This is a genomic window from Pseudomonas sp. LFS044, assembly GCF_047978245.1.
Lineage (GTDB): Bacteria > Pseudomonadota > Gammaproteobacteria > Pseudomonadales > Pseudomonadaceae > Aquipseudomonas.
Window position 1 is genome coordinate 57,582 of record NZ_JBFPFX010000031.1, and the last position, 19,023, is coordinate 76,604.

Annotated in this window: 18 protein-coding genes; 4 read left to right on the forward strand and 14 right to left on the reverse strand. The window is 62.8% G+C overall.

What is annotated here, in order from left to right; genetic code table 11:
- Positions 1-15: 15 nt before the first annotated feature.
- Entirely contained in the window at positions 16-1,083 is a 1,068-nt protein-coding gene (locus tag ACNQPL_RS22380; RefSeq protein ID WP_416467931.1) for a hypothetical protein, read from the reverse strand.
- Positions 1,084-1,151: 68 nt separating this feature from the next.
- On the opposite strand from ACNQPL_RS22380, the gene ACNQPL_RS22385 reads away from it, so the two are divergent.
- From ACNQPL_RS22385 to fdxA, 3 genes are all read left to right on the forward strand, one after another.
- Positions 1,152-1,286 carry a hypothetical protein gene (locus ACNQPL_RS22385; RefSeq protein WP_416467932.1) on the forward strand — a complete coding sequence of 45 codons (135 nt, stop codon included), beginning with the start codon at positions 1,152-1,154 and terminating at the stop codon, positions 1,284-1,286.
- Positions 1,279-3,852: a DNA mismatch repair protein MutS gene (mutS, locus tag ACNQPL_RS22390; RefSeq protein WP_346611771.1), complete on the forward strand. Its 2,574-nt coding sequence runs from the start codon at positions 1,279-1,281 to the stop codon at positions 3,850-3,852. The genes ACNQPL_RS22385 and mutS overlap by 8 nt, the downstream gene beginning before the upstream one ends.
- Positions 3,853-3,992: 140 nt before the next feature.
- Positions 3,993-4,316 carry a ferredoxin FdxA gene (fdxA, locus tag ACNQPL_RS22395; protein WP_012315871.1) on the forward strand — a complete coding sequence of 108 codons (324 nt, stop codon included), beginning with the start codon at positions 3,993-3,995 and terminating at the stop codon, positions 4,314-4,316.
- A 497-nt stretch (positions 4,317-4,813) separates the two neighbouring features.
- Here fdxA and rpoS read toward each other — a convergent pair whose 3' ends face one another.
- The 8 genes from rpoS to ACNQPL_RS22435 all read right to left on the reverse strand — a co-directional run bounded on the left by rpoS (position 4,814) and on the right by ACNQPL_RS22435 (position 11,969).
- The gene (gene rpoS / locus ACNQPL_RS22400) at positions 4,814-5,821 is read right to left on the reverse strand and encodes an RNA polymerase sigma factor RpoS (protein WP_033700853.1); all 1,008 of its coding nucleotides are present in this window, start codon (positions 5,819-5,821) and stop codon (positions 4,814-4,816) included.
- Positions 5,822-5,929: 108 nt separating this feature from the next.
- The gene (locus tag ACNQPL_RS22405; RefSeq protein WP_346612066.1) at positions 5,930-6,787 is read right to left on the reverse strand and encodes a peptidoglycan DD-metalloendopeptidase family protein; all 858 of its coding nucleotides are present in this window, start codon (positions 6,785-6,787) and stop codon (positions 5,930-5,932) included.
- A gap of 187 nt (positions 6,788-6,974) precedes the next feature.
- Positions 6,975-7,613 carry a protein-L-isoaspartate(D-aspartate) O-methyltransferase gene (locus tag ACNQPL_RS22410; protein ID WP_387528822.1) on the reverse strand — a complete coding sequence of 213 codons (639 nt, stop codon included), beginning with the start codon at positions 7,611-7,613 and terminating at the stop codon, positions 6,975-6,977.
- 38 nt (positions 7,614-7,651) lie between these two features.
- Positions 7,652-8,401: a 5'/3'-nucleotidase SurE gene (gene surE / locus ACNQPL_RS22415; protein WP_346611772.1), complete on the reverse strand. Its 750-nt coding sequence runs from the start codon at positions 8,399-8,401 to the stop codon at positions 7,652-7,654.
- On the reverse strand, positions 8,389-9,447 hold the full coding sequence (truD, locus tag ACNQPL_RS22420; protein WP_346611773.1) for a tRNA pseudouridine(13) synthase TruD: 1,059 nt from the start codon (positions 9,445-9,447) through the stop codon (positions 8,389-8,391). The genes surE and truD overlap by 13 nt, the downstream gene beginning before the upstream one ends.
- Complete coding sequence (ispF, locus tag ACNQPL_RS22425; protein ID WP_346611774.1) at positions 9,444-9,917, reverse strand: 2-C-methyl-D-erythritol 2,4-cyclodiphosphate synthase; 474 nt, start codon at positions 9,915-9,917, stop codon at positions 9,444-9,446. Before ispF ends, truD begins: the two co-directional genes overlap by 4 nt.
- A 76-nt stretch (positions 9,918-9,993) precedes the next feature.
- Positions 9,994-10,848: an S-formylglutathione hydrolase gene (gene fghA, locus ACNQPL_RS22430; protein WP_416467933.1), complete on the reverse strand. Its 855-nt coding sequence runs from the start codon at positions 10,846-10,848 to the stop codon at positions 9,994-9,996.
- Between the two features lie 8 nt (positions 10,849-10,856).
- Entirely contained in the window at positions 10,857-11,969 is a 1,113-nt protein-coding gene (locus ACNQPL_RS22435; protein WP_346611776.1) for an S-(hydroxymethyl)glutathione dehydrogenase/class III alcohol dehydrogenase, read from the reverse strand.
- 107 nt (positions 11,970-12,076) lie between these two features.
- Here ACNQPL_RS22435 and ACNQPL_RS22440 point away from each other — a divergent pair, with 107 nt between their 5' ends.
- Positions 12,077-12,973, forward strand: coding sequence for a LysR substrate-binding domain-containing protein (locus tag ACNQPL_RS22440; protein ID WP_416467934.1), 897 nt, complete (start codon positions 12,077-12,079; stop codon positions 12,971-12,973).
- Between the two features lie 135 nt (positions 12,974-13,108).
- Here ACNQPL_RS22440 and ispD read toward each other — a convergent pair whose 3' ends face one another.
- The 5 genes from ispD to tilS form a co-directional block, all read right to left on the reverse strand.
- Positions 13,109-13,816 (reverse strand): 2-C-methyl-D-erythritol 4-phosphate cytidylyltransferase, encoded by a 708-nt coding sequence (gene ispD / locus ACNQPL_RS22445; RefSeq protein WP_416467935.1) that lies wholly within the window; start codon positions 13,814-13,816, stop codon positions 13,109-13,111.
- Positions 13,813-14,094: a cell division protein FtsB gene (ftsB, locus tag ACNQPL_RS22450; RefSeq protein WP_023534037.1), complete on the reverse strand. Its 282-nt coding sequence runs from the start codon at positions 14,092-14,094 to the stop codon at positions 13,813-13,815. The genes ispD and ftsB overlap by 4 nt, the downstream gene beginning before the upstream one ends.
- 162 nt (positions 14,095-14,256) lie before the next feature.
- Positions 14,257-15,546 carry a phosphopyruvate hydratase gene (eno, locus tag ACNQPL_RS22455; RefSeq protein WP_416467936.1) on the reverse strand — a complete coding sequence of 430 codons (1,290 nt, stop codon included), beginning with the start codon at positions 15,544-15,546 and terminating at the stop codon, positions 14,257-14,259.
- Between the two features lie 196 nt (positions 15,547-15,742).
- Positions 15,743-17,371: a CTP synthase gene (locus tag ACNQPL_RS22460; RefSeq protein WP_416467937.1), complete on the reverse strand. Its 1,629-nt coding sequence runs from the start codon at positions 17,369-17,371 to the stop codon at positions 15,743-15,745.
- 269 nt (positions 17,372-17,640) lie between these two features.
- A complete protein-coding gene (gene tilS, locus ACNQPL_RS22465) occupies positions 17,641-18,921 on the reverse strand; it encodes a tRNA lysidine(34) synthetase TilS (protein ID WP_416467938.1) in 1,281 nt (426 codons plus the stop codon).
- Positions 18,922-19,023 lie beyond the last annotated feature (102 nt).

The following is a 19,023-nucleotide window of genomic DNA, read 5'->3' on the forward strand; positions in this document are numbered from 1 at the left end:
AGGTGCAGGCCGGGCTCAACCCGCCTTCAAGCTTTCGAGAGCAATCGCCGTGAATGCGCGCTCATCGTTCCGCCCCAGGCGCGGCAAACCCTCGGGCCACGCTTGCGACCACTCGAACCCGTCGAGCTGACGCATGTCCTCGATCGCCGAGCGCCACCAGATCACCCTGCAGGCACGCTGATACTCGTCGCCACCGATACCGCTGCCATACAGCAGTTTGCGCCCGATGCCGCGCAACTCGGGTGGAACACGCTTCAGGCTCCATTTGACCGAAAGCCGGCCAAGCCAGGAAGGGACCGGGCGCTGCATCGGTACCTTGAGCGCCTGCTTGCACAGGCGCGGGTCGAACTGGTCGCCGCGACGCCTGAAGAAAATCTCAAGAATGGCGTGAATGTACTGCTTCACCGCGAAATAGTGGCTGATGACGCCACGTGCCTCGTTGATCTGCGCGCCATGCAGCTCGAACGAAAAAGCAATCTGCTCGATGGTATGCAGGGCCGAGGCGTACTGCGTCCAGGCATCGATGCGCTGGATGGCACGCTCGGCAATCGCGGCGTTCTCAAGGGCAAAGCCCATGACCCCGCTGTTGCAAAGGCGCAAGTCATCCACTGGCGCCTCGCCAGACAACGTCAGGCCGCGGGTAAAGCCTGCGTAATAGGCGCTGTGGGATGCCTCCGCCCAGCTCATCTCGACTTCGTCCACCAGAAAGTGCTGGGCATCTACCTGCTGGAACAGCTTCTGCGGCGATTGCAGGAAGACTGTGTCGGTATCGATGAAGATGGTCTTCTCTGCCCAGCGGGACGCATGGGCAATGGCGCACGCCTTGCGCCGGTGGGTGTAGCCGCCCTCTCCGGACCAGTCCGCGAGCGTTTGCCCATCCAGCACCACCACGTCCACAGGCCAGCCATCGAACGCCTGTGGCTGGTCGGTCAGCACGCGGATGGTCGGCAGTTCGCCCGGCTTGCTGCGGGCAAGCGCGGTAAGGATGCTGAACTTGGCCTCAAGCTGATAGATGCGGCGCTCTCCATAAAGGAGGTAGATCAATTGCTGCTTTACGAAGGGGACACTGCTGGGCACTTTCATTACACATCGCGTGGAGCGGGCTGGCCGGGGGCGCGCATTGTAGTGAAGTGTTCCGTGCATCACCACAATTGCCCGCCGAACTGCGCCAAACCGGCGCACACGTCGAGTCCTACCGCCGCCTGCATCTCGATGAAAAAGCCTGTACCATTGCCGGTTTCAAAATCGCCAACCAGATCACCCGCTGTAAGGCCCTGAATGTCTGATCTTTCCGCACACACCCCGATGATGCAGCAGTACTGGAAGCTGAAAAACCAGCACCCGGACCAGCTGATGTTCTACCGCATGGGCGACTTTTACGAAATCTTCTACGAAGATGCAAAAAAAGCCGCGAAACTGCTGGATATCACCCTGACCGCGCGCGGTCAGTCGGCCGGCCAGTCGATCCCCATGTGCGGGATCCCGTTCCATTCGCTGGAGGGCTACCTGGCCAAACTGGTCAAGCTTGGCGAGTCGGTGGTGATCTGCGAGCAGATTGGCGACCCGGCCACCAGCAAAGGCCCGGTGGAACGCCAGGTGGTGCGCATCATTACCCCAGGTACGGTCAGCGACGAAGCGCTGCTGGATGAGCGCCGCGACAACCTGATTGCCGCGCTGCTGGGCGACGAGCGCCTGTTCGGCCTGGCGGTGCTGGATATCACCAGCGGCAACTTCAGTGTGCAAGAGATCAAAGGCTGGGAAAACCTGCTGGCCGAGCTCGAGCGCCTCAACCCGGTCGAGCTGCTGATCCCGGACGACTGGCCGCGTGACCTGCCGGCCGAAAAGCGCCCAGGCGCACGCCGCCGTGCCCCTTGGGACTTCGACCGCGACTCGGCACGCAAGGCGCTCTGCCAGCAGTTTGCAACCAAGGACCTCAAGGGCTTTGGCTGCGACAAGCTGACCCTGGCCATCGGCGCCGCCGGCTGCCTGCTGACCTACGCCAAGGAAACCCAGCGTACCGCCCTGCCGCACCTGCGCAGCCTGCGCCACGAGCGGCTGGACGACACGGTGATCCTCGACGGCGCCAGCCGCCGCAACCTGGAGCTGGACATCAACCTGGCCGGCGGGCGCGACAACACCCTGCAGTCGGTGATCGACCGCTGCCAGACCGCAATGGCCAGCCGTTTGCTGAGCCGCTGGCTGAACCGCCCGCTGCGTGACCCCAAGGTGCTGCAGGCGCGCCAGGATTCGATCCGCTGCCTGCTCGATGGCTACCGTTTCGAGAAGCTGCAGCCGCAACTCAAGGAAATTGGCGATATCGAGCGGATCCTCGCCCGTATCGGCCTGCGCAACGCCCGGCCACGCGACCTGGCGCGCCTGCGCGATGCCCTCGGCGCCCTGCCCGAGCTGCAGAACGCCATGACCGAGCTGGAAGCGCCGCACCTGGCGCGCCTGGCCGCGATCACCGGTACCTACCCGGAGCTTGCCAGCCTGCTGGAGCGGGCGATCGTCGACAACCCGCCAGCAGTAATCCGCGACGGCGGTGTACTCAAGGCCGGCTACGACAACGAACTGGACGAGCTGCTGGCGATCAGCGAGAACGCCGGCCAGTTCCTGATCGACCTGGAAACGCGCGAAAAGGCCCGTACAGGCCTTGCCAACCTGAAGGTCGGCTACAACCGCGTACACGGCTATTTCATCGAACTGCCGACCAAACAGGCCGAACAGGCCCCGGGCGATTACATTCGCAGGCAGACACTCAAAGGTGCCGAGCGCTTCATCACGCCGGAACTCAAAGCCTTCGAGGACAAGGCGCTGTCGGCCAAGAGCCGCGCCCTGGCCCGCGAGAAAATGCTCTACGACGCGCTGCTGGAAACCCTCATCAGCCACCTCGCGCCGCTGCAGGACAGCGCCGCCGCGCTTGCTGAGCTGGACGTGCTGAGCAACCTTGCCGAGCGCGCGCTGAACCTCGACCTGAACTGCCCGCGCTTCGTCGACGAGCCGTGCCTGCGCATCGACCAAGGCCGTCACCCGGTAGTCGAGCAGGTGCTGACCACCCCGTTCGTGGCCAACGACCTGGGCCTGGACAACAGCACCCGCATGCTGATCATCACCGGCCCGAACATGGGCGGTAAGTCCACCTACATGCGCCAGACCGCGTTGATCGTGCTGATGGCGCACATCGGCAGTTTCGTGCCGGCGGCAAGTTGCGAGCTGTCGCTGGTCGATCGCATCTTTACCCGTATCGGCTCCAGCGACGACCTGGCTGGGGGGCGCTCGACCTTCATGGTCGAGATGAGTGAAACCGCCAACATCCTGCACAACGCCACCGACCGTAGCCTGGTGCTGATGGATGAAGTGGGCCGCGGCACCAGTACCTTCGACGGCCTGTCGCTGGCCTGGGCTGCAGCCGAGCGCCTGGCGCAGCTGCGCGCCTACACGCTGTTCGCCACCCACTACTTCGAGCTGACCGTACTGCCCGAAAGCGAGCCGCTGGTGGCCAACGTTCACCTGAACGCCACCGAGCACAACGAGCGCATCGTGTTCCTGCACCACGTGCTGCCTGGCCCGGCCAGCCAAAGCTATGGCTTGGCCGTCGCGCAGCTGGCAGGTGTGCCGTCGCCGGTCATCCAGCGTGCGCGCGAGCACCTGAGCCGCCTCGAAACCAGCAGCCTGCCGCATGAACTACCCGTTTCGCAAAAAGCCAAGGGCGAGCCACAAGCACCGCACCAGAGCGATTTGTTCGCCAGCCTGCCACACCCGGCCATCGAGAAGCTGGGCAAGCTGGACCTTGACGACATGACCCCTCGTCAAGCTATCGAAATGCTATATCAACTAAAGAACCTGTTATAACGGCGCCCACTACAAGCTGGTAGAATCCGCCGCGGTTTGCTGGTGCTGCAGGTTATTAGCCTGGCCTGCAGCCACATGCCCGTAAGCCGCGCGGCCCTGAGAGGAAGGGCCGCCGCCGTTGCCTGAGGAGAGAACTAGAAATGACCTTCGTCGTCACCGACAACTGCATCAAATGCAAATACACCGACTGCGTGGAAGTCTGTCCGGTGGACTGCTTCTACGAAGGCCCGAACTTCCTGGTCATTCACCCGGACGAGTGCATCGACTGTGCACTGTGCGAGCCTGAGTGCCCGGCCCAGGCCATCTTCTCGGAAGACGAGGTGCCTGCCGGCATGGAGAACTTCCTCGAGCTCAATGCGGAGTTGGCGGAAATCTGGCCGAACATCACCGAGCGTAAGGATGCCCTGCCGGACGCTGAAGAGTGGGATGGCAAGCCTGGCAAGATTGCCGACCTGGAGCGCTAAGCGCCCAGATACGAAAAAGGCCCTCACAGGGCCTTTTTCATTTTCTGCAGGCAAAAAAAAGGGGCGGTTTGACCCGCCCACATTTTTTCCGTAGTCCCTGCTTGTCCCTAACATCGTCCGTAATGAAATCGCTTCTTGCGATGTCCTTGGCCTTCTCCCTGAAAGCCTGTGCATGTCCGTGTGCACAGTTCGAATACTAGCGACTTCCCCAAGGCAGGCAACTGCCACACCTCTCAAAACATTACCGGGGACACATTTCCACAAATTTGAAATCCTCATTAATTTCAATATGTTATGAAATTTACGATTCTGGAAACGACAATGATTTACTCGTCCGCACACGAATGGCTTACACCACGAGTAAGCAAAGGCTTACATGCCATGCATCAAGGGTAGCGCCGGACACATGAAAGCCCTGTTTGCGGGTAACCAGGCACAAGCTGCACAAACAAAAACGCCCCGAACTTATCGGGGCGTTCTGCATACCGGGTGGACGCTTATTGGAACAGCGACTCGCTGGACAGGCCGTTCTTCTCGAGAATCTCGCGCAGGCGCTTGAGCCCCTCTACTTGAATCTGCCGTACCCGCTCACGGGTCAGGCCGATCTCCAGGCCAACATCTTCAAGGGTGCTGCTCTCATGCCCACGCAGGCCGAAGCGACGCACTACCACTTCACGCTGCTTGTCGGTCAGCTCGCCGAGCCACTGATCGATGCTCTGCGACAGGTCGTCATCCTGCAGCAGTTCACAAGGGTCGGTTGGCCGGTCGTCGGTCAGGGTGTCGAGCAGGGTCTTGTCTGAATCTGGCCCGAGGGATACGTCCACCGACGACACCCGTTCGTTAAGGCCAAGCATGCGCTTGACCTCGGCAACAGGCTTCTCGAGCAGGGTGGCGATTTCTTCGGGGGAAGGTTCGTGATCGAGCTTCTGAGTCAGCTCCCGCGCAGCACGCAGGTAAACGTTCAGCTCCTTGACCACGTGGATCGGCAGGCGAATGGTGCGGGTCTGGTTCATGATCGCCCGCTCGATGGTCTGGCGGATCCACCAGGTCGCATAGGTCGAGAAGCGGAAACCGCGCTCCGGGTCGAATTTCTCGACCGCACGGATCAGCCCCAGGTTGCCTTCCTCGATCAGGTCGAGCAACGACAGGCCGCGGTTCACGTAACGACGGGCAATTTTCACAACCAGGCGCAGGTTGCTTTCGATCATGCGCTTGCGGCCAGCAGGGTCGCCCTTCTGCGACAAGCGCGCGAAGTGCACTTCCTCTTCTGGCGAAAGCAGAGGCGAGAATCCGATCTCGTTGAGATACAACTGGGTCGCGTCGAGCGCCCGGGTGTAATCGATGTACTTATGCTGCTTGAGCGAAGAGCCTGATTTGGCCCTGGTCCGAACCGACGGTACAGCAGGTTCGTCTGACACCACATCCGTTTCCAAAACGATGCCCGTCTCCATCAGGAGGACGTCATCGTCGATGTCAAACTCCGGCGCTTCTTTATTGAGAGCCATTGTTATAGTCCTTTGCTGAGTTCGAACTCAGACTCGAGCGGCGCCTGCATCCCTGGCAACGCTAGAGCCTGTCCCCTCTACATCACAGGAACAGGCCGGGTACAACAATCAACGGCGTGGCAGGAACTGGAGTGGATCGACGGGTTTGCCCTGGCGGCGAATCTCGAAATGCAGCTTCACCCTATCAGTGCCCGTGGACCCCATTTCAGCAATCGACTGCCCTGCCTTGACCTGCTGCCCCTCCCGAACCAACAGCCTGCGGTTATGGCCGTAGGCACTGACATAGGTATCGCTGTGCTTGATGATGATCAGCTCGCCGTAGCCCCTCAAGCCACTCCCGGCGTAGACCACCGCACCATCAGACGCAGCAAAAACAGGCTGTCCCAAATCACCGGCGATATCAATGCCTTTATTCAAACTACCGTTTGAAGCGAATTTTCCAATCAGTACACCGTTGGCAGGCCAGGTCCAGCCGCCCACCGCCCGCTCTGCGGCGGGCACCGTGGTAACCACCGGCGCAGGCGTGGTTGGCGAATTTGGCGTCGCTTTTCCGCCGCTGGCGGGCGGGGCAATAGCTGTTCCAACAGGGCGACGAATGACCGTTGTCTTGCTCGAGGACGACGGGTTGGAAACTACCGTGGTACTGCCAGTCGAGCCGCTGCTGAAGCGGATCGCCTGACCGGGGCGAATGGTATAGGGAGCGGGGATGCCGTTGCGTGCCGCCAGCTCCTTGTAATCCCACCCGTAACGGAAAGCGATTGAGAACAGGGTGTCGCCAGGCTTGACCACATATTGGCCGGAAGTCACCGTCGGCCGCTTGGGCGCCGACGTGTTGCGATCGACCACGCGTGCGCCGCTCGAGCTGGTGCTGGAGCAACCCGTCAGCAGGGTGCCCATGGCCAAAGCAATCACCAGAAGCTTGAAACCCGCCCAATCCTTGCGCTGCCGAATGACTGTGTGCCCCACCCGCGCTCCCCTCATGGTGCCGAAAATCGATAATACGATATGAAATGCAATAATGTTGCAATTATAACCGAGCGCCACTGCATTGGCAGGCTCGCTGCAAAAGGCTCACTGAAGAGCCGGGATACCCCGCCAGATAGACAGGGCCGAACGGCAAGAATTCGTCGTCGCCGCAAATATTCCCTGTCGCTCAGGCCAACGGACCATTGAGCAGCGGCACGAAGCGCACGGCGCCCAGCACGCGCCGAGAGAAACCGTGCTCTTCGCGGACGATCAGCATCAGTTGCTGAACCTCCCCGGCCGGCCCAACCGGGATCACCATGCGGCCGCCCGGTGCCAGCTGGTCAAGCAGAGCCTGCGGCACTTCCGGCGCTACAGCGGTGACGATAATGGCATTGTAGGGCGCCAGCGCCTGCCAGCCATCGCAACCGTCCCCCCAGCGAAACACCACATTGCGCAGGTTCAGCTCGACCAGGCGCTCCTTGGCGCGATCCTGCAGCACCTTGATGCGCTCCACCGAGAACACCCGCTCGACCAACTGGGCCAGGATCGCCGTCTGGTAGCCGGAGCCGGTGCCAATCTCCAGCACCTTGTCCAGCGGCCCTGCTTCCAGCAGCAGTTCGCTCATGTGTGCGACCATGAACGGCTGGGAGATCGTCTGGTTGTGCCCGATTGGCAGCGCGGTGTCTTCGTAGGCGCGGTGGGCGAGCGCCTCGTCGACGAACAGGTGGCGCGGCGTACGGCGGATGGCATCGAGCACCTTGGGGTTCGATACACCCTCCTCGCACAGGCGCTGGATCAGCCGCTCCCGGGTACGCTGGGAGGTCATGCCAATACCGCGGCGCTGCAGATCGTCCTGTTCGCGCATCAGAGCAGGCCCTCCAGCCAACCGTCGAGCTGTTCGAAGGCATCGTTGAAGGTGCGGTCCAGCTGCAGCGGGGTAATCGAAACGTAGCCCTGCATCACGGCGTGGAAGTCGGTACCCGGCCCGCCGTCCTCGGCATCACCCGCCACCGCAATCCAGTAGCCCTCTTTGCCGCGCGGGTTGACCACCTTGGTCGGCGCTGCCGCCCGGGCCCGGTGACCGAGGCGGGTGAGCTGGATGCCGCGGATGTGCTCCAGCGGCAGGTTGGGAATGTTGACGTTGAGCACGGTGCGCGGGGGCAGCTGCAGACGCGGCTGCGCCTCCACCAGGCGGCGGGCGATGAAGGCCGCTGTCGGCAAGTTGTCAGGCAAGCGCGACAACAGCGAAAACGCCAGCGACGTGCCGCCCAGGAAGCGCCCTTCCAGCGCGGCGGCAACCGTACCGGAATAGATCACGTCATCACCCAGGTTGGCCCCCAGGTTGATCCCCGAAACGACCATGTCGGGCGGTTCCGGCAGCAGGCCATTGAGCCCCAGGTGCACGCAATCGGTGGGCGTGCCATTGAGGCTGATGAAACCGTTGGCCAGCGTCTGCGGATGCAGCGGCCGGTCCAGCGTCAGCGAACTGCTGGCGCCGCTCTTGTCCTGGTCCGGGGCGATTACCACGCACTCGGCATAATCCGCCAGCGCGCCATGCAGCGCGGCCAGGCCTGGTGCCGTAACACCGTCATCATTCGAAATCAGAATACGCATGGGCTGTCCGTCTGCCCTGCCGGCACCAGATCGACGAGTTCGCGCACCACCACGGTGGCGAAGCATCCGGCCGGGAGGACGAATTCCAGTTGCAGGATATCAGGCTCGGGATAATGCCACGTCAGCCCGCCAATAGGGAGCCGCAGGATACGCCGTTCGTGACTCATGCCCGCATTGGCGAGCCATTGGCACAATGCCGGATGCTGCTCGGCGACCGCCGACTCCAGGGCCAAGGCCGCGCCGGCTGTGGGCGAAGGGCCTTCGCCCCACATCGGGCCGGTGGGATGCAAGTCGAGAATACCCAGGCGCGGATCGGAACATTCCAGCTCGCCCGCCGGGAAGAAACTGCGGCTATCGGTGAACGCCAACAGGTCACCGACCTGGGCGCGCTGCCAGCTGCCGTCGGCAACCCGGGCGGCCAGTACCTGGTTGAACACATAACTGCGCGCGGCAGAAAGCAGCCGCGAGCGCACGTTGCGCTGCTCTGGCAGGGCCTCGCGCGCAGCCCAGTCCTGGGCATCCTGAACGTTGCCGCCGCCAAAGCCGAAGCGCTGGCTGCCGAAATAATTCGGTACACCGTCCTGCTTGAGGGCCTCCAGGCGGGCATCGAGGGCCTGGTGGTCGGCCGCCAGCGCGGTCAGGCGCAGGGTAAAGCCATTGGCCGAATGGGCGCCACGCTGCAGCTTGCGCGAGTGGCGCACCTGCTTGAGCACGCGCAGGGTGGCATCCTCGGCACGCGCCAGGTCGGGGTCGGCCTTGCCCGGCAGGTGCAGGCTGAACCACTGACGGGTCAGCGCCTGCCGGTCCTTGAGGCCGGCATAGCTGATCGAACGCACCGGCACACCTGCGGCACGTGCCAGCCGGCGGGCTGCCTCTTCGGTGTTGAGGTCACGCTTCTCGACCCACAGCCACAGGTGCTCGCCTTGACCGGATAACGGAATGTCCAGCACTTCGTCGACCTGAAAGTCTTGCGCGACAGCCTTGAGCACCGCAGTACCCAGTGGTTCACCCGATGCACGCGGGCCCAGCAGTTCCAGTTCGGTCATGCGGGCAGCAGCAGGGCGACAGCGTGCACGGCAATCCCCTCCTCACGGCCGGTGAAACCCAGCTTCTCGGTGGTGGTGGCCTTGACGTTGACCTGATCAAGCTCGGCCTGAAGGTCTTCGGCGATCAGTTGGCGCATGGTCTCGATATGCGGGGCCATTTTCGGTGCCTGGGCAACGATGGTGGCGTCGACGTTGCCGACTTTCCAGCCCTTGGCCTGGACGATGCCGACCACATGGCGCAGCAGCACGCGGCTGTCGGCCCCCTTGAACTGTGGGTCGGTGTCGGGGAAGTGCTTGCCGATATCGCCCAATGCCGCCGCGCCGAGCAAGGCATCGCTCAAGGCATGCAACAGCACGTCACCATCGGAATGGGCCAGGAGGCCGTATTTGTGGGTGATACGCACCCCACCCAGGGTAATGAAATCACCGTCGCAGAAACGGTGCACATCGTAGCCGTGGCCAATACGCATAGAAAAACGCCCTGATTGAGTCAGGGCGTGATTCTACCTGCTTTGCAGGTGGTTGGGCGGCTTTTGGACCGGATCGTTAAACCCGCCCCAGTGCCGCTGCGTGATGGCGCAGATGGTCGTCGATGAAGCTGGCGATGAAGTAGTAGCTGTGGTCATAGCCAGGCTGCAAGCGCAGGCTGAACGCATGCCCACCCTTGCGTGCCGCCTGCTCCAGCGCCTCGGGCTTGAGCTGCTTTTCGAGGAAGTCATCACGGTCGCCCTGATCCACCAGCAATGGCGGACACTCGCCAGCCGGCGTCTCGGCCAGCAGCACGCTGGCATCCCACTCACGCCAACGCGCGCGGTCTTCACCCAGGTAACGGCTGAAGGCCTTTTCGCCCCATGGGCAATCCATTGGGTTGCTGATCGGCGAAAACGCTGAGACCGACCGGTAGCGCCCCGGGTTGCGCAGCGCACAGACCAGCGCACCATGCCCGCCCATCGAGTGGCCGCTGATGCTGCGCTGGTCCGAGGCCGGGAAGTGCGCCTCGATCAGCACCGGCAATTCGTCCACCACATAGTCATGCATGCGGTAATGCTGTGCCCAGGGCTGCTGGGTGGCATTGAGGTAGAACCCCGCACCCAGGCCGAAGTCCCAGGCACCCTCAGGGTCGCCGGGCACCTGCTCGCCACGCGGGCTGGTGTCGGGTGCGACGATGATCAGGCCAAGCTCGGCAGCCAGGCGCTGGGCGCCCGCCTTCTGCATGAAGTTCTCATCGGTGCAGGTCAGGCCGCTGAGCCAGTACAGCACAGGCAGCTTCTCGCCCTGCTCTGCCTGCGGCGGCAGGTAGACGGCAAAGACCATGTCGCAGCCCAGCACCTTGGAGTGATGCCGGTAACGCTTGTGCCAGCCGCCGAAGCTCTTCTGGCAGGAGATGTTATCCAGGCTCATGGCAGACCTCAGAAGTGGATCACGCTGCGGATGCTCTTGCCTTCATGCATCAGGTCGAAGGCTTTGTTGATGTCCTCCAGGCCCATGGTGTGGGTGATGAAGGTGTCCAGCGGAATCTCGCCTTTCTCGGCCATGTCCACATAGCTTGGCAACTCGCTACGGCCGCGCACGCCACCGAAGGCAGAACCGCGCCAGACGCGGCCGGTCACCAGCTGGAACGGACGGGTAGCGATTTCCTGGCCGGCACCGGCGACACCGATGATCACCGATTCACCCCAACCTTTGTGGCAGCACTCCAGGGCCGCGCGCATCAGCTGCACATTGCCGATGCACTCGAAGGAGAAGTCCACGCCGCCGTCGGTGAGGTCGACGATCACTTCCTGGATCGGGCGGTCGTACTCCTTCGGGTTGATGCAGTCGGTGGCCCCCAGCTGGCGGGCGATCTCGAACTTGGCCGGGTTGATGTCGATGGCGATGATGCGCGAGGCCTTGGCCTTGACTGCGCCGATGATCGCCGACAGGCCGATGCCGCCCAGGCCGAAGATGGCCACGGTGTCACCCGGCTTGACCTTGGCGGTGTTGATCACCGCGCCGATGCCGGTGGTGACGCCGCAACCGAGCAGGCAGACTTTCTCCAGCGGTGCTTCCTTCTGGATCTTGGCTACGGAAATTTCCGGCAGCACGGTGTACTCGGAGAAGGTCGAGGTGCCCATGTAGTGGAACAGCTGCTGGCCCTTGTAGGAAAAACGGGTAGTGCCGTCCGGCATCAGGCCCTTGCCCTGGGTGGCGCGGATGGCCTGGCACAGGTTGGTCTTGCCGGAGCGGCAGAATTTGCACTGGCCACATTCCGGGGTGTACAGCGGGATCACGTGATCACCGACAGCCACCGAGGTAACGCCCTCGCCTACTGCCTCGACGATCGCACCACCTTCATGGCCAAGGATCGACGGGAAGATACCCTCCGGGTCGGCACCCGAGAGGGTATAGGCGTCGGTGTGGCAGACACCGCTGGCAACCACGCGCAGCAGCACTTCGCCAGCCTTGGGCATGGCCACGTCCACTTCGACGATTTCCAGGGGTTTCTTGGCCTCGAAGGCAACGGCAGCACGGGACTTGATCATCAAAGGTCTCCAAACAGAGGGTCGATTCAGTCCAACAGTGTAATTCACGTGCTTTTGATGAATAATCCAGGCAAAGACAAAACATTATTGCCACACAGGGACAATCGATGAGCAGCCGCTGGGAAGGCATCGACGAATTCGTCGCGGTAGCGGAATCGGGCCAATTCACTGCGGCGGCGGAACGCATGGGTGTCTCGTCGTCGCACATCAGCCGGCAGATCGCTCGCCTGGAAGAGCGCCTGCAGACCCGCCTTCTGTACCGCAGCACCCGCCGAGTGACCTTGAGTGAAGCCGGGCAGACCTTCCTGCAGCACTGCCAGCGCCTGCAAGACGGCCGCGAGGAGGCGCTGCGGGCCATGGGTGACCTGGCCAGCGAACCAAAAGGCCTGCTGCGCATGACCTGCGCCGTGGCTTATGGCGAACGCTTCATCGTGCCGCTGGTGACACGCTTCATGGCGCTGTACCCGCAGCTGCGGGTCGAAGTGGAGCTCAGCAACCGTACCCTGGACTTGCTGCACGAAGGCATGGACCTGGCGATCCGCCTGGGGCGGCTCGCCGACTCCCGGCTGGTGGCCACACGTTTGGCGCCGCGGCGCATGTACCTGTGCGCCTCGCCCGCTTACCTGGAGCGTTATGGCCGCCCGCACAGCCTGTCCGAGCTGGCCCGGCACAATTGCCTGGTGGGCAGTTCCGACTTATGGGCGCTGCAACAGGACGGCCGTGAGATCAGCCAGCGGGTGCAGGGCAACTGGCGCTGCAACAGCGGGCAGGCGGTGCTGGATGCAGCCTTGCTGGGGATGGGGTTGTGCCAGCTGCCGGACTACTACGTGCTGGAGCACCTGAACAGCGGTGCGCTGGTGTCGTTGCTGGAGGCGCATCAGCCGCCCAATACAGCAGTGTGGGCGTTGTATCCACAGCAGCGGCACCTGTCGCCCAAGGTTCGGCGGCTGGTGGATTTTCTGAAGGAAGGGTTGGCGGGGATGCCAGCGTATCGGGTGGCCTGACAGTGTGCGGGTGCGCTTTGCGGCCCAATCGCCGGCAAGCCGGCTCCCACTGGGACAACACAGCGTTCGGACACTGCACTTCATCTGTGGGAGCCGGCTTGCCGGCGATTGGGCCACGCAGTGGACCCGGCGATCTCAGCCGCGCCCCGCCCAACGCTGGCGCAGCCACTCCAGGTCTTCCGGCCGGGTCACCTTGATGTTATCGCTGCGCCCCTCGATCAGCCGCGGCGCCTGGCCGGACCACTCGATGGCCGAAGCTTCATCGGTGACAACCACGTCGGAAACCAGGCACTCGGCCAAGGCCCGATGCAACGCGCCCAGGCGGAACATCTGCGGCGTGTAGGCCAGCCAGACAGTGCTGCGATCCACGGTGGCACTGACTCGCCCATTGGCATCCGCCCGCTTCAGGGTGTCGCGTGCAGGCACAGCCAGCAGCCCACCTACCGGGTCGTCAGCCAGTTCCGACAGCAAACGGTCCAGATCCGTACGCGCCAGGTTCGGCCGCGCCGCATCGTGCACCAGCACCCAGTCATCGTCAGCAGCACCCTGTGCATGCAGCAGCAACAGGGCATTGAGGACGGAGTCGGCGCGCTCGCGCCCACCTGACGCACGCTGGATGCGCGGATCGCTGGCGCAGCGCAAGCCAGGCCAGTAAGGGTCATCTTCAGCAACGCTGACCACCACGCCTTTTAGCGTGGGGTGGCCAAGAAAACAGTCGAGGCTATGCTCGAGAAGTGTCTGCCCCCCCAATTGCAGATATTGCTTGGGGCGGTCGGCAGCCATGCGGGCACCTACACCCGCAGCAGGAATCACGGCCCAGAAAGCCGGCAGGGTATTCATCATTTTTGCGGCAGCTGGAAGAGGGTCTCGCCCTCTTTGACCATTCCCAGTTCATGACGAGCCCGCTCTTCGACGGTCTCCATGCCTTTCTTCAACTCCAGCACCTCGGCGTCGAGCACGCGATTACGCTCCAGCAGCCGCTCGTTCTCGGCATGCTGCTCGTCGATCTGCTGCTTGAGCTCGGCCACTTGCGCCAGGCTGCCGTTACCTACCCACAGGCGGTACTGCAGGCCACCCAGCAGCAGGAGCAGGACAAGAAACAACCAATAGGGACTGCGCATCAAGGTATCCAGGTTAAAAAGACCGCCAGCTATAGGCAGGCCTCAAATAGCACGAAGCCTGGCCGAGGCCAGGCTTCGTTGACAGAAACCCGCATGAAGCGTCAGAAATTTCAGAGCGAAAGTTCCGACAGCCTCGGCTGCTGTCTTTTTACCATCTCTTGCTTAGCCGCGAAACTCGTCACGACCGCGGTACACCGCTTTGGCGCCCAGTTGCTCTTCGATGCGCAGCAGCTGGTTGTACTTCGAGACGCGGTCGGAACGGCACAGCGAACCGGTCTTGATCTGGCCAGCAGCGGTACCCACGGCTAGGTCGGCAATGGTGGAATCTTCGGTTTCACCGGAACGGTGCGAGATCACTGCGGTGTAGCCGGCAGCCTTGGCCATCTGGATGGCTTCCAGGGTTTCGGTCAGCGAGCCGATCTGGTTGAACTTGATCAGGATCGAGTTACCGATGCCCTTCTCGATGCCTTCCTTGAGGATCTTGGTGTTGGTCACGAACAGGTCGTCACCGACCAGTTGCACCTTCTCGCCAATCTTGTCGGTGAGGATTTTCCAGCCGGCCCAGTCGGACTCGTCCAGGCCGTCTTCGATCGAGATGATCGGGAAACGTTCGGTCAGGCCTTTCAGGTAGTCGGCGAAGCCTTCGGCATCGAACGACTTGCCTTCGCCGGACAGGTTGTACTTGCCGTCTTCGTAGAATTCGGAAGCCGCGCAGTCCAGGGCCAGGGTCACGTCGGTGCCCAGCTTGTAGCCGGCTTTTTCAACGGCTTCGGCGATGGCAGCCAGCGCGTCTTCGTTGGAAGCCAGGTTCGGGGCGAAACCACCTTCGTCACCCACGGCAGTGTTCAGGCCACGGGCCTTCAGTACAGCCTTGAGGTGGTGGAAGATCTCGGTGCCCATGCGCAGGCCGTCGGAGAAGGTCTTGGCGCCAACCGGCTGAACCATGAACTCCTGGATGTCGACGTTGTTGTCGGCGTGCTCGCCACCGTTGATGATGTTCATCATCGGAACCGGCATCGAGTACTGGCCCGGGGTGCCGTTCAGGTTGGCAATGTGCGCGTACAGCGGCAGGTCCTGGTCCTGGGCAGCAGCCTTGGCGGCAGCCAGGGAAACAGCCAGGATGGCGTTGGCGCCCAGCTTGGCTTTGTTCTCGGTACCGTCCAGGTCGATCATGGCGCGGTCCAGGGCCTTCTGGTCGGACGGGTCCTTGCCCAGCAGCAGCTCACGGATCGGGCCGTTGATGTTGCCGACGGCTTTCAGCACGCCCTTGCCCAGGTAACGGCTCTTGTCGCCATCACGCAGCTCCAGCGCTTCGCGCGAGCCGGTGGAAGCACCGGACGGCGCGCAAGCGCTGCCGATGATGCCGTTGTCGAGCAGTACATCGGCTTCCACGGTGGGGTTGCCACGCGAATCGAGAACTTCACGACCTTTGATGTCGACGATTTTTGCCATTGTTGTAAGCACTCCAGAATTGACGAAAACAACGCAGCTTTAGGAAATTCTTGCCTTCCACCAGGCGGACATGCAGCAGGCAGGCCTGGCAGAAGCAACCCCTGACCGGCAGGTCAGGGGCAGAACGGGCGGTACTTTACCCGAGAAATGAGCTTTGCGCGGTTTATACCGTCGGAAAACTCATCAAAGCCTGAGCTCAGGCCTTGTTCTTCTGAGCCAGGGCAGCCTTGACGAAGCCGCTGAACAGCGGGTGCCCGTCACGCGGGGTCGAGGTGAACTCCGGGTGGAACTGGCAGGCGACGAACCATGGGTGGTCCTTGGACTCGACCACTTCCACCAGCGCGCCGTCTTCGGAGCGGCCGGAAACCACCAGGCCGGCGTCCATCAACTGCGGCAGCAGGTTGTTGTTCACTTCGTAACGGTGACGGTGACGCTCGGTGATCACGTCCTTGCCGTAGCAGTCGTGCACCTTGGAACCGGCAGCCAGTTGGCAGTCCTGTGCGCCCAGGCGCATGGTGCCGCCCAGGTCGGAAGCTTCGGTACGGGTCTCGACGGCACCGGTGGCATCGGCCCACTCGGTGATCAGGCCGACTACCGGGTGGCCGCTGTTGCGGTCGAACTCGGTGGAGTTGGCGTCTTTCCAGCCCATCACGTTGCGGGCGAACTCGATCACGGCAACCTGCATGCCCAGGCAGATACCCAGGTACGGCACCTTGTTCTCACGGGCGTATTGCACCGCGGTGATCTTGCCTTCCACGCCACGCAGGCCGAAACCGCCCGGTACCAGGATGGCATCGGCGCCTTCCAGCAGGCTGGTGCCCTGGTTCTCGATGTCTTCGGAGTCGATGTAGCGCAGGTTGACCTTGGTACGGTTGGTGATGCCGGCGTGGCTCATCGCTTCGATCAGCGACTTGTACGCGTCCAGCAGCTCCATGTACTTGCCGACCATGGCGATGGTCACTTCCTGCTCCGGGTTGAGCTTGGCATCGACCACTTTGTCCCATCCGGACAGGTCGGCGCCATTGCACTGCAGGCCGAAGCGCTCGACGACGAAGTCGTCCAGGCCCTGTGCGTGCAGTACGCCAGGAATCTTGTAGATGGTGTCGACGTCTTCCAGGGAAATGACCGCACGCTCTTCAACGTTGGTGAACAACGCGATCTTGCGACGCGACGAGGCATCGACCGGGTGGTCGGAACGGCAGATCAGCACGTCAGGCTGCAGGCCGATGGAGCGCAGTTCCTTGACCGAATGCTGGGTCGGCTTGGTCTTGGTTTCGCCAGCGGTGGCGATGTACGGGACCAGGGTCAGGTGCATCAGCATGGCGCGCTTGGAGCCCACTTCGACACGCAGCTGGCGGATCGCCTCGAGGAACGGCTGCGACTCGATGTCGCCCACGGTACCGCCGATTTCCACCAGGGCCACGTCGGCATCGCCGGCGCCCTTGATGATGCGACGCTTGATCTCGTCGGTGATGTGCGGAATGACCTGGATGGTAGCGCCCAGGTAATCACCACGACGCTCCTTGCGCAGCACGTGCTCGTAGATACGGCCGGTGGTGAAGTTGTTGTTCTGGGTCATGGTCGTGCGGATGAACCGCTCGTAGTGGCCCAGGTCAAGGTCGGTCTCGGCGCCATCGTGGGTGACGAATACTTCACCGTGCTGGAACGGACTCATGGTGCCAGGATCGACGTTGATGTACGGATCCAGCTTGAGCATGGTGACCTTGAGCCCCCGCGCTTCCAGGATGGCCGCCAGGGAAGCCGAGGCAATGCCTTTCCCCAATGAAGAAACAACACCGCCCGTGACGAATATGTAGCGCGTCATGAAAAACCCTAGAAGTCTGCGTTAAGGCGGCCAGCGCCGCCGGAGAAAGCGAAGGAAGGCCGAAGCCCCCGATCACCCGCGTCAATCACAGTGCATCTCGAAAAACTGCCGCGTCTGTACAGACCAGGGGTATCCCCGGCATGGAGTTCGCTCGTCATTTCCAGAATCAGCCCAGCAAAAAACTGCTTGGTAATCGGCAACTGCCGTGTTTCCGAGGAACGCACAGAAGTTGTATCAAGAAGGGAGGGTAGTCTACCGGAATGTACCCTTCAGCTCAAACCTTGCGCGTTCGTCGGAGGCTGCCAGTGCAGCTGGCAATCCGCCTGCCCCAGTTCAGGCAGGTTGGCCACCGCCAGCAGGCGCTCGCCGCAGTACAGCAACGGTAGCCGCGAACGCACGAAGTGCGGGACTTGCAGCTCGTTGAGCAGGCGTTTCAAGTCGCGCTTGCCGCGGCCGGGAATGTTCAGTACTTCGCCCCCCTGGCGGTAGGCAATGTGCAACTCACCCTGAGGGCGGCCGTGCAGGCGCACACTGCCGTTGCCGGGCAACGCCAACCGGCCATCGGGCTGCTCCCAGCGCAATACGCCGCCGACAGGCTGCAACCAGTCACCACTCAACCACCAGACGCGCCCGTTGCTGCGCTCCAGCTTGCCGTCGGTCAGGTGCCAGGCTGGCCGAGCATCGATTGCCGCGTCGCGCAGGGCTGCCCAGCCGGCCCAATGGCGGCTGTCGGGCAAACGGGTGCGCAGGCTCAGCCAGTGCTGCAGGGCATTGCGCTGACGAGCCGGCGACAGCGCCACGAGGGTAGCCAGATCGAGCGAGTCCAAGCCAGGCCAAGCAACACACCCGCCCTCCCCGGCCTCGGCCAGGTCGGCCTGCGCCAGCTCATCCAGCAGCCCGAGCGCCTCGCCCAGGTGTTCGGCACTGCGTGCAAGGTTCTGGCTGGCCTGCGGCCAACGCTGTTGCAACAACGGGAACACCTCTGCGCGCAGGAAGTTGCGGGTATACGCCGTGTCGTTGTTCGAGGGGTCTTCGATCCAGGCCAGCCCATGGCGTTGCGCATAGGTGTGTAACTGCGTGCGTGAGACCGCCAGTAGCGGCCTGACCAGCTGGCCCTGCCCCAAAGGGCGCTGTACCGGCATGGCGGACAACCCGCGCAGGCCCGCACCGCGCAAAAGGCGGAACAACAGGGTTTCGGCCTGATCATCACGGTGCTGGCCGGTAAACAGCACATCGCCCGCGCCAAGCACGCCCTTGAAAGCCGCGTAACGGGCATCGCGCGCGGCCTGTTCGGGGCTGGCGCCCGGGGTTACCTGGACGTGGATGACGGTGAGCGGGATACCCAGGCGGTCGCAGACTGCTTTGCAATGCGCTGGCCAGGCGTCGGCAGCCGGTTGCAGGCCGTGATGAACGTGGATGGCGTGCAGCGGAGGGGTTTGCTGACTGCGGGCGTGGTCGGCCAGCAGGTGCAGGAGCACGGTGGAGTCGAGGCCGCCAGAGAAGGCGATGTGCCAGGCGGGGGCGTTAAGCCAGGGGGTGAGGTTGATCATTGAAGCCTCACAGTTTCGAAAACGCCGGGGCCGCGTTGCGCCCCTTTCGCCGGCAAGCCGGCTCCCACATTATTCGGCGACAACGCGGACAATGTGGGAGCC

Excerpts from the sequence above, each read along its gene's own strand:
- ACNQPL_RS22380 (WP_416467931.1), bottom strand. The coding sequence starts at position 1,083 with ATGAAAGTGCCCAGCAGTGTCCCCTTCGTAAAGCAGCAATTGATCTAC.
- ACNQPL_RS22410 (WP_387528822.1), bottom strand. The coding sequence starts at position 7,613 with ATGACCTCCCAGCGTACCCGGGAGCGGCTGATCCAGCGCCTGTGCGAG.
- ACNQPL_RS22460 (WP_416467937.1), bottom strand. The coding sequence starts at position 17,371 with ATGACGCGCTACATATTCGTCACGGGCGGTGTTGTTTCTTCATTGGGG.
- tilS (WP_416467938.1), bottom strand. The coding sequence starts at position 18,921 with ATGATCAACCTCACCCCCTGGCTTAACGCCCCCGCCTGGCACATCGCC.
- ispD (WP_416467935.1), bottom strand. The coding sequence starts at position 13,816 with ATGATGAATACCCTGCCGGCTTTCTGGGCCGTGATTCCTGCTGCGGGT.
- ftsB (WP_023534037.1), bottom strand. The coding sequence starts at position 14,094 with ATGCGCAGTCCCTATTGGTTGTTTCTTGTCCTGCTCCTGCTGCTGGGT.
- rpoS (WP_033700853.1), bottom strand. The coding sequence starts at position 5,821 with ATGGCTCTCAATAAAGAAGCGCCGGAGTTTGACATCGACGATGACGTC.
- ACNQPL_RS22440 (WP_416467934.1), top strand. The coding sequence starts at position 12,077 with ATGAGCAGCCGCTGGGAAGGCATCGACGAATTCGTCGCGGTAGCGGAA.
- ACNQPL_RS22435 (WP_346611776.1), bottom strand. The coding sequence starts at position 11,969 with ATGATCAAGTCCCGTGCTGCCGTTGCCTTCGAGGCCAAGAAACCCCTG.
- surE (WP_346611772.1), bottom strand. The coding sequence starts at position 8,401 with ATGCGTATTCTGATTTCGAATGATGACGGTGTTACGGCACCAGGCCTG.
- eno (WP_416467936.1), bottom strand. The coding sequence starts at position 15,546 with ATGGCAAAAATCGTCGACATCAAAGGTCGTGAAGTTCTCGATTCGCGT.
- fdxA (WP_012315871.1), top strand. The coding sequence starts at position 3,993 with ATGACCTTCGTCGTCACCGACAACTGCATCAAATGCAAATACACCGAC.
- ispF (WP_346611774.1), bottom strand. The coding sequence starts at position 9,917 with ATGCGTATTGGCCACGGCTACGATGTGCACCGTTTCTGCGACGGTGAT.
- truD (WP_346611773.1), bottom strand. The coding sequence starts at position 9,447 with ATGACCGAACTGGAACTGCTGGGCCCGCGTGCATCGGGTGAACCACTG.
- mutS (WP_346611771.1), top strand. The coding sequence starts at position 1,279 with ATGTCTGATCTTTCCGCACACACCCCGATGATGCAGCAGTACTGGAAG.
- fghA (WP_416467933.1), bottom strand. The coding sequence starts at position 10,848 with ATGAGCCTGGATAACATCTCCTGCCAGAAGAGCTTCGGCGGCTGGCAC.